2 protein-coding genes are annotated in these 747 nt (G+C 63.2%); both read right to left on the bottom strand.

Features of this window, described 5'->3' with window-relative positions:
• Positions 1–224: 224 nt before the first annotated feature.
• The gene (locus NZ585_14860) at positions 225–404 is read right to left on the bottom strand and encodes a hypothetical protein (protein ID MCS7081312.1); all 180 of its coding nucleotides are present in this window, start codon (positions 402–404) and stop codon (positions 225–227) included.
• A 33-nt stretch (positions 405–437) separates the two neighbouring features.
• Positions 438–659, bottom strand: coding sequence for a BrnT family toxin (locus NZ585_14855; protein MCS7081311.1), 222 nt, complete (start codon positions 657–659; stop codon positions 438–440).
• Positions 660–747 lie beyond the last annotated feature (88 nt).

The following is a 747-nucleotide window of genomic DNA, read 5'->3' as shown; positions in this document are numbered from 1 at the left end:
CGCGTGGCGGAACGCCGCCACGCCACAAAGCGGTGGAACGCCGCCGCGCGCCAAACGCTTGACGCCGCCGCCAACCAAATCTTGCTCCATCATCGTGGAAATCGCTCGACCACCCGCCCAGCGCCATTTCGCCCGCCGCCTTGTGGAAGTCCAACCACTCGACGCGCCACATCATCGGCGGCGCAACGCGCCGCCTGAACGTTGCCACGCCATCTACGGCACGGCTACGCCGCCGTCTCCTCCGACTTCCCGCGCGGCAACGCCGCCAGTTGCATCGCCAAACGCAAAGCCGCATTCACAGCCGCTTCGTCGGGAAACGCCTGCGCTACATCCGGGTCAAGTCGCACCAGATTCGTCCCCTCACGGTAACGAGCAACGTACTTGCCCCGTACACCACCTTTCATCAACGTCCGTAAGTCGTATTCAGGACGCGCGCTTCATCCTGCGTTCCAACGTTGTCTTTCCTCTTCATACGCTTTTCTCTCGGCGCGAGTCAGTTTCCGCGCGCTGATCATCCTCACATCATCGGCGCGCTCGGCAAAGGATACCACCAACAAACGCCCCCGATAGGATTGTCCAATGATCAGGAAACGCCGATCCCATCTCCGCTTGACTTCGTTGGGGCAAAAATTTCGCCGCGCGCGTGGCGCGCGGCTCAAGGGAAAAGAAAAAAAAGTGACACCCAACGGGGGTTAGGGGGCCCCGCCCCCCCCCCCCAAACCCGGGGGGGGGTCCCCCCCCGAGGGG

Source organism: Chloracidobacterium sp., assembly GCA_025057975.1.
Lineage (GTDB): Bacteria > Acidobacteriota > Blastocatellia > Chloracidobacteriales > Chloracidobacteriaceae > Chloracidobacterium.
This window is presented reverse-complemented; position numbering and strand designations above follow the sequence as displayed.